7 protein-coding genes are annotated in these 12,921 nt (G+C 66.2%); 5 read left to right on the forward strand and 2 right to left on the reverse strand.

The genetic code is table 11. The annotated features are described in order from the left end of the window. Nucleotides 1-82: 82 nt before the first annotated feature. From recC to PQR32_RS32345, 3 genes are read left to right on the forward strand one after another with little or no spacing between them, the layout of a single operon-like run. The gene (recC, locus tag PQR32_RS32335; RefSeq protein WP_408236802.1) at nucleotides 83-3,466 is read left to right on the forward strand and encodes an exodeoxyribonuclease V subunit gamma; all 3,384 of its coding nucleotides are present in this window, start codon (nucleotides 83-85) and stop codon (nucleotides 3,464-3,466) included. Beyond that, the gene (gene recB / locus PQR32_RS32340) at nucleotides 3,463-7,155 is read left to right on the forward strand and encodes an exodeoxyribonuclease V subunit beta (protein ID WP_408236805.1); all 3,693 of its coding nucleotides are present in this window, start codon (nucleotides 3,463-3,465) and stop codon (nucleotides 7,153-7,155) included. Before recC ends, recB begins: the two co-directional genes overlap by 4 nt. Beyond that, a complete protein-coding gene (locus PQR32_RS32345; RefSeq protein ID WP_408236808.1) occupies nucleotides 7,152-9,422 on the forward strand; it encodes an AAA family ATPase in 2,271 nt (756 codons plus the stop codon). The genes recB and PQR32_RS32345 overlap by 4 nt, the downstream gene beginning before the upstream one ends. A 158-nt stretch (nucleotides 9,423-9,580) precedes the next feature. Here PQR32_RS32345 and PQR32_RS32350 read toward each other — a convergent pair whose 3' ends face one another. After that, the gene (locus PQR32_RS32350) at nucleotides 9,581-10,222 is read right to left on the reverse strand and encodes a VC0807 family protein (RefSeq protein ID WP_408236811.1); all 642 of its coding nucleotides are present in this window, start codon (nucleotides 10,220-10,222) and stop codon (nucleotides 9,581-9,583) included. A 153-nt stretch (nucleotides 10,223-10,375) separates the two neighbouring features. On the opposite strand from PQR32_RS32350, the gene arfB reads away from it, so the two are divergent. Then, a complete protein-coding gene (gene arfB / locus PQR32_RS32355; protein WP_408236814.1) occupies nucleotides 10,376-10,780 on the forward strand; it encodes an alternative ribosome rescue aminoacyl-tRNA hydrolase ArfB in 405 nt (134 codons plus the stop codon). Here arfB and PQR32_RS32360 read toward each other — a convergent pair. Next, nucleotides 10,777-12,096: an EAL domain-containing protein gene (locus PQR32_RS32360; protein WP_408236817.1), complete on the reverse strand. Its 1,320-nt coding sequence runs from the start codon at nucleotides 12,094-12,096 to the stop codon at nucleotides 10,777-10,779. The two genes, arfB and PQR32_RS32360, sit on opposite strands and share 4 nt — an antisense overlap. A gap of 517 nt (nucleotides 12,097-12,613) precedes the next feature. Between PQR32_RS32360 and PQR32_RS32365 the strand changes: the two genes are divergently transcribed. Then, nucleotides 12,614-12,904, forward strand: a complete 291-nt coding sequence (locus tag PQR32_RS32365) for a putative quinol monooxygenase (protein WP_408236820.1) — start codon at nucleotides 12,614-12,616, stop codon at nucleotides 12,902-12,904. The last annotated feature ends 17 nt before the right edge of the window (nucleotides 12,905-12,921 follow it).

Raw genomic sequence — 12,921 nt, forward strand, 5'->3', positions numbered from 1 at the left:
AGGATGCGTTTGTTATGCTGTCGCTTCAATGTCTGTCGCGGCCTGGGCGTTCCGCCCGTGCCGCCCGCAAGCCCCAGGATCCATGCTCCAGCTCTTCTACTCGAATCGCTACGAAACCCTTGTCGGCGCGCTGCTCGACGACCTGGCACAAGCGCCGTCCGATCCCTGGACCGCGCAGCCCGTGATCGTCCCGAGCGCGGCGGTGCGGCGCCGGCTCGAACTCGATATCGCCGCGCGCCAGGGCATCTGCGCGAATGTCAACTTTGGTTATCTCGCGCAATGGCTGTGGGCGCAGATCGGCGGCGTGATCACGGTGCCGAAGCATTCGCCGTTCGCGCCGGACCGGCTCGTGTGGCGTTGCTACCGGCTGCTGGGCCAGGTGGACAATGTGGACGAAGCGCTGCCCTGGAATGCGTCGCCGCGTCTGCGCACGTATCTCGATGCGGCGGACGCTTCGATGCGCTATGAACTCGCGCGGCGCGTGGCGACCGTGCTCGACCACTATCTGACCTATCGCCCGGAATGGCTGTTGCAATGGCAGAAGGGCGGTTCGATCTTCGCGAGCGGTGCGGCTGACGACACCGGTCCGCGCCTTATCGGCGCGAGCGAAGCGGCGCGCGAGGACGAGCGCTGGCAAGCGGCGTTGTGGCGCGCGGTGCTCATGGAACTGTCGGGTGACGCGCAAACACCTGCGGCCGCGTTGCCGCCTGCTTACCGTTTTCTCGACGAAATCGGCACGCTCGATCTCGAGGCGATCTCGAACGCACAGTGGCCCGAAGCGGTCAGCGTGTTCGCGCTGCCGACCATGCCGCCGTTGCACGTGGCGTTGCTGCGCGCGCTCTCGCGCTGGGTCGACGTGCGGCTGTACGTGATGAACCCGTGCCGCGAGTTCTGGTTCGACGTCGTCAGCGCGGGGCGCGTCGAAGCGCTCGACGCCGCCGGCCAGCTCGACTATCAGGAAGTTGGCCATCCGCTACTCGCCGAGTGGGGCCGCCAGACTCAGGCGCAGTTGCACATGCTGCACGAGTTGACCGAGAGCGCCGCTTCAGGCGAGACCGGCGATTTCACGGAGAATCCGGAACCGAGTTGGCTTGCCGCCGTGCAGAACGGCATTCTCAATCTGCACGACGAGACCGAGGCCGACGAACTGCCGGTCGAGCGCGGCATCGAAGTCCACATCTGCCACAGTCTGTCGCGGCAGCTCGAAGTGCTGCACGATCGCCTGCTCGGCTGGTTCGATGAGTTCGACGATCTGCAGCCGTCCGACGTGCTGGTCGCCGTGTCGGATCTCGCGGCGGCCGGTCCCTTGATCGACGCCGTGTTCGGCACCACGCCGCCTGGCGACACGCGCCGCATTCCGTATCGGATCACCGGCTTGCCGCCATCGCAGGCCAATCCGGTTGCGCGTTTGCTGCTCGATTGGCTGGGCCTGCCCGAGCGCAGCGTGGGCGCACCGGATCTGATCGAATGGCTGCGCGTCGACGCGATTGCCGTGCGTTATGGCATCGACGCCAGCTCGCTCGAAGCCGCGCAGGAATGGCTGGCCGCAGCCGGCGCGCGCCGTGGGCTCGCGCCGGTCGAGCCCACGGGCGAACACGTACCGATCGCACGTCACACGTTCGCGGATGCGCTCACGCGTCTCTATCTCGGCTACGCGATGCCGGACGGCGGCGAACCGGTCGACGCCTGGTTGCCAGTCGAAGGCGCCGACGGTTCCGATGCGGAATTGCTCGGACGCCTCTCTCGTTTCGTCGATGACATTGACAGCTTCGCGGCGAATTGCGCGATCGAGCGCACGCCTCGCGAGTGGACGCAACTGCTGCTCGAAACGCTCGCGCAGTGTTTCGACGGCGGCGTCGAGTTCGCCGATTCGCTCGCGGCCGTGCGCGACGCGATCGACAAGATGGGCGATGCGATGCAAGCCGGCGCGCAAGAGGTCGCGATGCCCGCCGCGGTGGTGCGCGGCGCGCTCACCGAAGCGCTCGACGACCCCGCGCGTGGCGGCGTGCCTTGGGGCAGCGTGACGTTTTCGTCGCTAACCAGTTTGCGCGGTTTGCCGTATCGCGTCGTCTGTCTGCTCGGCATGGACGACGGCGTCTTGCCGAGTCTCGCGCGCGCCGACGAGTTCGATCTGATGGCCGCGTTCGGCAAAGCCGGCGACCGCCAGCGGCGCGACGACGAACGCAATCTGTTCCTCGATCTGCTGCTCGCGGCGCGCGATCGTCTCTTCATCGCTTATACGGGCCGCAGCATTCGCGACAACGCGCCGTTGCCGCCGGCCGCGCTGGTCGATGAACTGCTCGACCATCTCGCGCAGGTGTCGGCGGGCGAGGGCGCGAGTCCCGCCGAAGTCGAGAGCGCGCGGCATGCGTTTATCGTCGATCATCCGTTGCAGGCGTTTGCATCGGACTATTTCTCGCCGCAATCCGAACTGTTCAGCTACGACGCGGATCGCGCCGAGCTGGCCACATTGCTGGCCGCGCCCACGCATCCCGCTGCGGCTCCCTTCTTCGATCGACCCTTGCCGCCGGAAGACCCGGCGCCGATTGCCTTCGACGAATTCGTGCGGTTCTGGCGTCATCCGGCGCGGGCGCTGTTGCGCGACCGTCTGGGCATCGTGTTGTCGGATGCACAAGGCGAATTGCTCGATACCGAGCCGTTCGACCTGGATTACGCGGGGCGCGATGCACTGGCGGACCGTCTTTTGCCCGTGCTGCTCGACGTCGATACAGACGACGATGTCGTGTTCGAACGCGTGCGCCGCGTGGCGGCAGCGAGCCCGGAATTGCCGGGCGGCGCGACCGGCGCGGTGTGGCGCGCCCGTGAGCTCGGTGCGTTGCGTCAGCTCGCCGACAGCGTTCGCCGCGAGGTGGCTTCCGGTGTCGAGCGTTTGCCGTTCATGCTCGACATCGCGCCGCGCTGGCCCGAGAGCGAGGAGCTTGCCGGTGCGCTGTTCGGCCCGCATGACGCGCTGCTTCGGCAAGCCGCCAAAACGCCGCTGCAACTGCACGGCAGTCTGAACCTGCTCACCGAAACAGGACAAGTGATTTTCCGCTACGCCAAACCTACCGCACGCGACTATCTGTCGGCGTGGCTCGCGCATCTGGTCTATTGCGCCGCGCAGCCGAACGGTCCGCGCCGCACTGTATGGCACGGTAGCGGCGAGAGTTTCGAACTCGCGCCCGTCGCCGCGCCGCTTAACGAACTGGCGCCGCTCGCCGCGTTGTTCAAAGCAGGCCGCATGCTGCCATTGCGCTTTTTCCCGAAGAGCGCGTGGACCAAAGTCAGCGAAAGCGATTCCGCCGCGCAAGGTGTCTGGATCAACGACCGCGTGCGTGGCGAGTCCGACGATCCCGCCTTGCGCATCGCATTGCGCGGCACGCCGCTTACGCTCGACGAGCCGTTCGGCAGCCTCGCCGCGATCGTGTTCAAACCACTCATGCAACATTTGCGGAGCGCGTCATGAGCGGCGCCATGAAGAATTACGCGCTGGTCGCCGAGGAACTCGATGTATTCGCCTGTTCGCTCGACGGCGTGAATCAGATCGAGGCGTCGGCGGGCACAGGCAAGACCTGGAATATCTGCGCGCTGTATGTGCGGCTCTTGCTCGAAAAGAACCTCAACGCGGACCAGATTCTCGTCGTCACGTTCACGAAGGCGGCGACCGCGGAATTGCACGAACGCATACGCGGGCGTCTCGCGGAACTGCACCGTGCCATCGAAATGGATGACGACGGCGGCGATCCGTTCATCCGCCGTCTCTTTGAAACGACGCTGGCGCCGGAGCGGGGCATCGAGCGTGAGGACGCCTTGAAGGTCGTGCGGCGCGCGCTGCGCACCTTCGACCAGGCGGCGATCCACACCATCCACGCGTTCTGTCAGCGCGCATTGCAGGAGGCGCCGTTCGCCGCCGCCATGCCGTTCGCCTTCGAAATGGAAGCCGACGACGCGGCCTTGCGCTTCGAAATGGCCGCTGACTTCTGGCGTGAGCAGGTGGAACCGGTGGCGCATGCGCATCCTGCGTTCGCCGCCTGGCTGGTAGCCAAGCGCGCCGGTCCCGCTTCACTCGATGAACAACTCGCGCGGCGTCTGAAGAAACCGTTGGCGCAGTTGCGCTGGGGCAAGGTCGACGCAAGCGGCACTGGCGCCGATCCGCAAGCCGGTTTCGACGCCGCCTGTGACGTCTGGCATGCGGAGCGCGACGCGATCGTCAGTTTGCTGGCTCAGGCGCAAGACCGTCTGAGCAAGACCTCGCATAAGCCCGATCATGTGAGCGCGGCCATTGCTGCATGGACCGAGTACTTTGCGCAGGGCGACTGCCATGCACCGCCGCCGAAGGCCGCGTTGAAGCTGACGGCTTCGGCGTTGAAGAAGGCCACCAAGGTGAAGTTCGAGCCGCCCGAACATGCGTTCTTCGAACACGCCGAAGCGCTGGCCGCAGCCGTGGTCGCGGCCGAAGCCGCGCAACGCGCGCGCTGGCTCTCGCTCGTGCAGACCTGGCTCGACTACGCGCCCGCCGAACTGGTGGCGCGCAAACGCACGCGCCGCGTCGTGTCGTTCGACGATCTGCTGTCCAACTTGTACCGCGCGCTCGCCGCGCATCCGTGGCTTGCCGATGCGTTGCGCACGCGTTATCCCGCCGCGCTGATCGACGAGTTTCAGGACACCGATCCGCTGCAGTTCGCGATCTTCAGCCGCATCTTTGCGCCTGCCGGTCCGCTGTTTCTAGTCGGCGATCCGAAGCAGGCGATCTACAGTTTTCGCGCGGCCGATTTGCATACCTATCTGGCGGCGCGTGAAGCGGCGTCCGCGTGCTACACGCTGGCCGTCAATCAGCGCTCGACCGCGCCCATCGTCGAGGCGTGCAACCGGCTCTTCGAAGCCAATCCGCAAGCGTTCGTGCTGGATGGCCTCGACTATCAGCCGGTGCGTGCGGGCGAGCGGCGCAGGCTGCCATTTTCCGATCCGGACGCGAGCGCTGGTGACTTCCGCATCTGGACCTTGCCGCAAGGCGACGCCGCGTTGACCAAGCGCGAGGCTCAGCGCGAAGCGAGCGAAGCGTGTGCCGCCGAGATCGTGCGGCTCCTGCGCGGCGCGCGCGAAGGCGTGGTGACGATCGGCGACGCGCCGCTCGCGCCGGGCAACATCGCGGTGCTGGTGCAAACGCATAAGCAGGGCAGTCTGATCAAACGCGTGCTGGCCGCGTGGGGTGTCGGCAGTGTGGAGCTGGCACAGGCGTCGGTGTTCGCGACGCTCGACGCCGAGCAGATCGAACGCGTGCTGGCCGCCGTCGATACGCCCGGCGATCTGCGCCGTCTGCGCGCCGCGCTGGCCACCGACTGGCTGGGCCTCGACGCCGCGGCGTTGTGGCGACTCGAGCAGGTCGCCGACGTGCCGTCGGTCGCAGACGATCCCGCGCACGCCGCTGACGCGATGGGCTGGGTCGAACGTTTTTCGCGCTATCGCACGCTGTGGCATGAGCGCGGCTTCGCGGTGATGTGGCGCACGCTGATGCGTGAGCTGCGCGTCGCGCAACGGCTGGTTGCCGGAATGGACGGCGAGCGGCGTCTCACGAACGTGAACCACCTGGCCGAACTCGTGCAGGCGCGCGCCGCGACGCAGCCCGGTATCGCGCCGACCTTGCGCTGGCTCGCCGCGCAACGCACCCAGGGCGGTGGCGAAGACGCGCAGTTGCGGCTCGAGTCGGATCGCAATCTCGTGCAGATCGTCACGGTCCACAAATCGAAGGGGCTCGAATATGCCGTGGTGTTCTGCCCGTTCCTGAACGACGGTGGATTGCGCGAGCCGCCGTCGTCCGGTTTGCCGGATGCGCGCGAGTATCACGACGAAACCGGCGATGCGGTGTTGCACTACGGCTGCGATGACGAAGAGGCCGAGCATGCGTCGCGTTACGCGGTGCGTGAACAGGCGGCGGAACGGGCGCGGCTCGTCTATGTGGCGTTGACGCGTGCGGTGTACCGCTGCTACCTGGTCGCCGGCACGTATCTGTCGTCGCGCTCCAGCAAGGAGTCGCGCCGCAGCGTGTTGAACTGGCTCGTGGCCGGCGGCGGTCATGATTTCGGCGACTGGCTCTCCGAGCCGCCCGACGAAGCCACGCTATCGGCGCGCTGGCAGGCGTTGGCGGGTGGCCCGATCACGCTGCAGGCGCTGCCCAGGCCGGCGCGCCGCGTGCCGCTCGAAAGCCTTCAGGACCGCAGCGCGCGAATGCAGGCGCGGGCCAATCGCAGGCCGTTGCGCGATCAGTGGCGCATGGCGAGTTTCAGCGGCCTGATCGCTGCCGGCAGTAAAGCCGAAGAGATGCACGCGCCGGCGGAAGAGGTGCGCCCCGATCACGACGAGATTGCCGATGCGCTCGTCGTCACGCCCACGCCCGCGCCGCAGGCGCCGGCCTACGCGGAAGACGACATCCTCGCGTTTCCGCGCGGCGCCGCTGCGGGCGATTGTCTGCATCGCATGTTCGAACTCGCTGATTTCACAGAGCCGCATACGTGGACCGACGCCATCCGCGGGGCGTTGCGCGAGCGTCCGGCGCCGGCTGTGCCTGAACTCGCCACACGTCTGCCAGCGATGATGCACAACCTGCTCAGGGACGTGGTCACCGCGGAACTGCAGCCCGGCATGACGCTCGCCAAACTGAACCCGCATCGGCGCCTCAATGAACTCGAGTTTCTGTTCGCCGCGCCGTCGCTGGATTTCCCTGCCTTGCGCGAACTGCTGATCGAACACGGCTATCCCGACGTCGCACTGGAGCCCGGCGTGTTGCGCGGGTTCGTCAAAGGATTTATCGACATGATCGTCGAGCACGACGGACGTTTCTGGATCGTCGACTGGAAGTCGAACCATCTGGGCGACACCGCCGCCGATTACGCTGCCGTGCCGCTCGAAGCGGCCATGGCGAGCCACGCGTATCACCTGCAGGCGCTGCTTTATACGGTCGCGCTGCATCGTTATCTGAAAACGCGGGTGCGCGATTATTCGTACGACACGCACATCGGCGGCTACCTGTATCTGTTCGTGCGCGGCGTGCGTCCGCATTGGCGCGACGCCGACGGACCGGCGGGCGTGCATATGCGGCGTCCCGCATTCGAGCTGGTCGCGCTGCTCGATGCGGCCATGATCGGGGGTGTCGCATGAGCAGGTTCGAACAGAGCGCGTCGGCGCCGCCTGAGCTCGACGACATCGGCGTGAATTTGCCCGCGCCTGCGGATTTCAGTATCGCGCTCGCTGAGGGTTTCGCGCGCCGCATCGGTGCGCTGGCGCGGCGCGGCGGCGCGTCGGCAGAGGCAGTCAAGTGGGCGGCGCGCGGCGCGTTCGCCGCGAGCCGTGCGACGGCTGAAGGGCATGTGTGCGTGCCGCTTGTGGTGCTGGCGCGACGCTTCGAGGCGTCGAGCGCCGAGGTGCGCGCGGCATTGTTCGCTAGCGGCATGGCAAGCGATGGTTCGCAAAGCGCGGCGGCGTTGCGGCCGCTGGTGGTCGACGGGCAAGGGCGCTTGTATCTGGCTCGCTATTACGACTACGAACGGCGGCTTGCGCGCGCGCTGGTGGCGCATGCGCGGGCGGGGGCGGATGTCGAGCGATTGGTCGATGCTCAGGCTCGTGGGCGTGATGCTGTCGGGAGCGGTGCTGACGCGGGATCTCTTGCTGGAATCGACGCTAACGCCGACGCGCGCGCGGGAGTGGCTGCGAACGCTAGCTCGAACATCGGCACGAACTCCAACGCCAGCGTGAGCAATGGCGCTGGCCGTTTCGCCAGCGCGGACGGCGGCATGAATGCGAACGCCCAAACACTGCACGAGCGTCTCCTGCGCTACTTCGGACCACCGAAGGACGACGAAGTCGACTGGCAACGTGTCGCGGCGGTCATGGCGCTGTCGGGGCAACTCACCATCGTCAGCGGGGGACCTGGCACCGGCAAGACCACCACCGTGGTCGGCGTGCTTGCCTGCCTCATCGATGCGCGCGCGGATTTGCGCATCGCACTCGCGGCGCCTACCGGCAAAGCCGCGCAGCGCATGCAGGAGGCCTTGCTCGCGCGCGCCGGCGATTTACCGCCTGAACTCGCCGCGCGTTTGCCGCAGACGTCGTACACCCTGCATCGTTTGCTCGGCTCCGGGCCGGGAGGACGCTTCCGGCATCATCGGGATAATCCGCTGCCTTACGACGTCGTCGTGATCGACGAGGCGTCGATGATCGACGTCGCCATGGCCGCGCATCTGCTCGACGCCATCGCCCCGCAGACGCGTCTCGTGATGCTTGGCGACAAGGACCAACTCGCCGCCGTCGAGGCCGGCGCGGTGTTCGCCGAACTCAGCGCGCGTCCGGCTTTTACGCAAGGTGGTTTGCGGCGGGTCGCCGAGGCGCTTGGCATCGACGAAACGCGGCTTACGCAAGCATTGCCGGACGCATCGCGGGGCTTCGGTACGGCGCCTGGCGATTTGTTCGCGCAGCCTGACGTGCCGGACGAGGACCTGCTTGCCTATGCAGGTTCGCCGGATGGTTTCGATGAACCACCCGTAGGCGACCTTTTCGAAAGCGCAGCATTACCGCCGACGTCCGCTTCGCCCACGCAAAGCCCGCTCGCTGATTGCGTCGTCTGGCTCGAGCGCAACTACCGGTTCGGCCTGGAGTCGCCGATCGGCCGGCTGTCGCTCGCGATTCGCAACGGCTCGGCGAACGCCGCGCTGGATGTCCTGCGCACCGATCCCACGGAAACTTGCGCAGCGGCGCTTCACGAGGATGCGCACGTGACGCTTGCCGAGCGTACCGTCGCACGGCTCGCCGCAGGTTTCGCGCCCTACGCCGACGCGCTTGCAGCAGCGCTAGCAGCCGAAACACCTGACCCATTGCCGCTGTTCGACACGTTGAACCGTTTCCGCATTTTGTGCGCGACGCGCTCCGGGCCACGCGGCGTCGATCAGGTGAATGCGGCGATGGCGGCGCAGGTGCGGCGCGCGGCGGGTGTGACGCTGGCAGTGGGCGCGCAGTGGTTTGCCGGGCGTCCGGTGATGGTGACGCGCAACGACTACGCGCTGGGTCTCTTCAACGGCGATATCGGCATTGCGCTGCCGGGCGCGAGCGGCGCGTTACGCGTGTATTTCCGGACCGGCGACGGCGGTTTGCGAGCGGTATCGCCGGCGGCGCTTCCGCCGCATGACACCGCGTTCGCGCTCACGGTTCACAAATCGCAGGGCTCGGAGTTCGAGCACGCGGTGCTGATGCTGCCGTCGGTATTCAGCCGGGTGTTGTCGCGTGAACTGGTCTACACGGCGATCACCCGCGCGCGTGAACGGGTGGAAGTGATCGGCGGGCGCGCGGTGCTGACGCAGGCCATTGCGACACCGACACAGCGCGACTCCGGGTTAGCCGCGCGGATAGCGGAGGTGTGGCGCGGCGCTAAATAGCAGGTGCGGCTAGCGGGGCTGCTTCGCGGCCCAATCACGCAAATTAAGCTGCAGAACGGCAGAACGGCAGAACGGCAGAACGGCAGAACGGCAGAACGGCAGAACGGCAGAACGGCAGAAAGATGGAACAGTCCAAGCGCATTTCGCGCCGAACCCGCTCAACTAGCAGCGCCACCCGACTGCACGCGCGCCTCGACCCGGCCACGCATGGTCTTTCGATACCAGAACGTCCACAGCGTGAGGCCGCCATAAATGCCGTAGCCGATAAACGGCGAGACCACGAGGAAGCGCTCGATCGGCCAGGTCAGCGCCATCCACGCACGCAGCGCCGTTTCGCCGGTCAGTCCGACGCCCCACACCAGCGTCATCAACCGCATGGCGGAAACGAGGGCGGGCCGCTCCTGCCAAAGCGCCTCGAAGCGCGCCGCGCCGCCTTCCATTTCGCGAGCGACGGTGGCGCGCGCGAGATAGAAAATCAGCGGACGGTGCATCGGCAACGAGAGCAGAAACACCACGCCGACCGCGCCGGACACCAGCGACTCGCGCAACAGCAGCATGCGCGGACTGCCACCGAGCGCCATCGCCGCGACCGAGAGCACGATGCCGGCCACCACCAGCACGCTTAGCGCGTCGACGCGTCGAAAACGCACGAGCTCGATCAGACTCCAGACGATCGGCGGCACGGCAGAAGCGATCAACGCGCCGGTCTCGCCCAGGTGCGGCAGCGCAAGCCGGTACGCGAGCCACGGTAACAGAAAGTTGACGGCCAGTTCCAGCACAAAACCTGGACGAAGTTTCATGTGAATTTACGCTGTAAGCGAAAAACGCAGTATCGATGAACTGGCCGCGCGGACGCAAATACTTTTTCGCATCGGCAGACGCGCTCGATAGTCCGTAGTCGGTGATCGGGCGCGCGCTGTGTACACTCACGTTTCCCGATTCAAGCTCGCGTCATGACATCCCGCTATCCAATCCCGCCGAACGAAATCGAACTGACCGCAGTGCGCGCGCAAGGAGCGGGCGGGCAGAACGTCAACAAAGTCTCGAGTGCCATTCACCTGCGCTTCGACGTGCAGGCTTCGTCGTTGCCCGAAGTGTTGAAAATGCGCCTGCTCGCACTGTCCGATCATCGGCTTACACGCGACGGCGTCGTGATCATCAAGGCGCAGGAGCATCGGACTCAGGAGATGAACCGGGCGGCGGCGCTGGCGCGGCTCGATGAACTGATCGAAAGCGTCAGCGTAACGCGCAAGCCGCGCGTCGCAACCCGGCCGACGCGCGCGTCGAATCGGCGGCGCCTCGACGGCAAGGCCAAACGCAGCGAGATCAAATCCGGCCGCGGCCGGGTGGACGATTAGCGCTTGCTGCCGCGCCCGGTTGGGCGCGCATCCGTGGCCGTTGCGGCCGGCACGAAGTCGACGCACAGCACATGCGTGCCGTCATGCTCGAAGGCGAGAGCCGCGGTGTAGCAGTCCTGACCGTCGGCTAGCGAATAATGCGGGCCCATCATCGCGACGCGCCCCGGCGCGGCGAGCGCGTGCTTGAAATAAGCGCGCCGCGACCAGTTGCTGCGCGTGTCGGTATAGAGCGGCGCGAGCCGTAGCGGAGGCGGCGGCAGCGAGGCGGCTGTGACCGAGGGCTGGGTCTGTTCGCCCAGTCCGTCGGTGATGAACACACGGCGTGCTTCGCGCAGATGCCAGACCTTTTGCGCTGCCTGGCGCAGATCGCCGGTCGTCTTGTAGGTCTCGGCGGCGGCCAGCACCGCTTCAGCAAAACCTTCGAAACCGAGCCGCTGGTGGCCGGCATGCTCGCGTTCGTAGTCGGCGAACTTGCCCCACATCGATTCGATCAGCGCAGGCACCTTCGCGCAGGCCGCCTGCACGGAACTTTTCGGTTGACCGAGCCAGAAACCCTGGACGAAATCGACGTCGGCTTCCATCAGGATCATCAGCTCTTCGTCGGTTTCGACGCCTTCGGCAAGCACCAGCGTGCCGGATTGATGCAGCATCGAGACCAGATGGCCGATCATCGAGTCGTCGCCTTCGCGCTTGCCGGCGCGCGCAACCAGCGAGCGGTCGAGTTTCACGATGTCGGGGCGGAAGCGCCACACGCGATCGAAGTTCGAGAAGCCGGTGCCGAAGTCGTCGATCGCGATCAGGAAGTCACGCGGCTGCGACGCGGCGAGCATGCTGGCGACAGCGGATTCGTCGTCGGCGGGCTGCTCGAGCACTTCGATCACGATGCGCTCCTGCGGCAGACCGAAGTGCGCCGACAGTTCGTCAATGAACGCGCGTTGTGGCCAGCCGGTTTCGAACACCTGCGGGCGCGTATTCAGAAAGAGCCACCCGGTGCTGATGCCTTGCTCCATGAAATTCGCCACATGCAGGCAGCGCGCGATGCGGTCGAGCTCGCGGGCATCGGCGGCCGAGCGGGTGCCGGAAAACAGCACGTCAGGCGAGACCGGCAAACCGACTGGATCGAACGCGCGCAGCAACCCCTCATAGCCGACCACGCGCTGGTGCGTCACCGACAGCACCGGCTGGAACACGCTGTGCAAAGTTAGCGCGCGCCAAGTCGCGGTCCAGCCGGACTCGTCCCGGACCAGATGCGGGAGCAGGCCGCTCAGGGTCAATTCGCTGACGGATGGCATAAAGGCAGGCAGGAGAGCGGACATGGCGACATCGCGGCAAGCGGGTGACGGGACGCGCCAGGCGATTCGGCGCGCAACGGATGCACGGCCCACACGTGCGCTGGGCAGGTCGGATAAAGCCCGGGAACGCGGAGAGCGATGCCAGCCATGCTGGACTCCGGCGGATTAGTCAAAACCAGTCTAACAGTTTGCAATTCGCATGAATGTGCGGGTTATCACAGACGCGGGGTCATATCCACGGTGATGCCGATTTCCACGCCAATCGGCCGTCCGGCAGAGTTTGGCGCCCGCTTGGCGCGCGCCAAACCGCTTGCGCCCGGCGCTATCAAGCGCCTGTATGAAACCGAGCGTAACAGGGCGGCAAGTGGACACCCGCCAAACTCCAGGCAAGGACGGTACTCGGACGCCTGGAGGCTCGAATGCGCGATGCGGTCAGCGCGGACGAAACTTCAACAGGCACGCTGCTGTTTTGCGCGCAGGCCGCCTGCAGGTTTGACGGGCGCCGGGTATGCTGCTGCTTTTCGTGAAAGGGAGGTCAGGCATGTCGGAAATCGCGGTGGTCGCAATCTCGGTGGCGAAGCCGGGCTACGAAGAGCAATTGCGCCAGGCGCTCGAAGGGCTGGTCGGGCCGACGCGCAAGGAGCAGGGAGCGCTTCAGTACGATTTGCATTGCGACGTGCAGGAGCCGCGCCGGTTCGTGTTTGTCGAGCGTTGGGAAAGTCAGGAAGCGCTGGCGGTGCATGCCAGATCGGCGCACATCGAAGCGTATAAGAAGGCGGTGTCGGATTGGGTGGAACACGCGGAAATTCGCGTCGTGTCGAAGATCGTCTGAACGTTCAGACAAGGTGC

Origin of the sequence: Paraburkholderia dipogonis, assembly GCF_046027395.1 — a bacterium.
Classification (GTDB): Bacteria; Pseudomonadota; Gammaproteobacteria; order Burkholderiales; family Burkholderiaceae; genus Paraburkholderia; species Paraburkholderia dipogonis_A.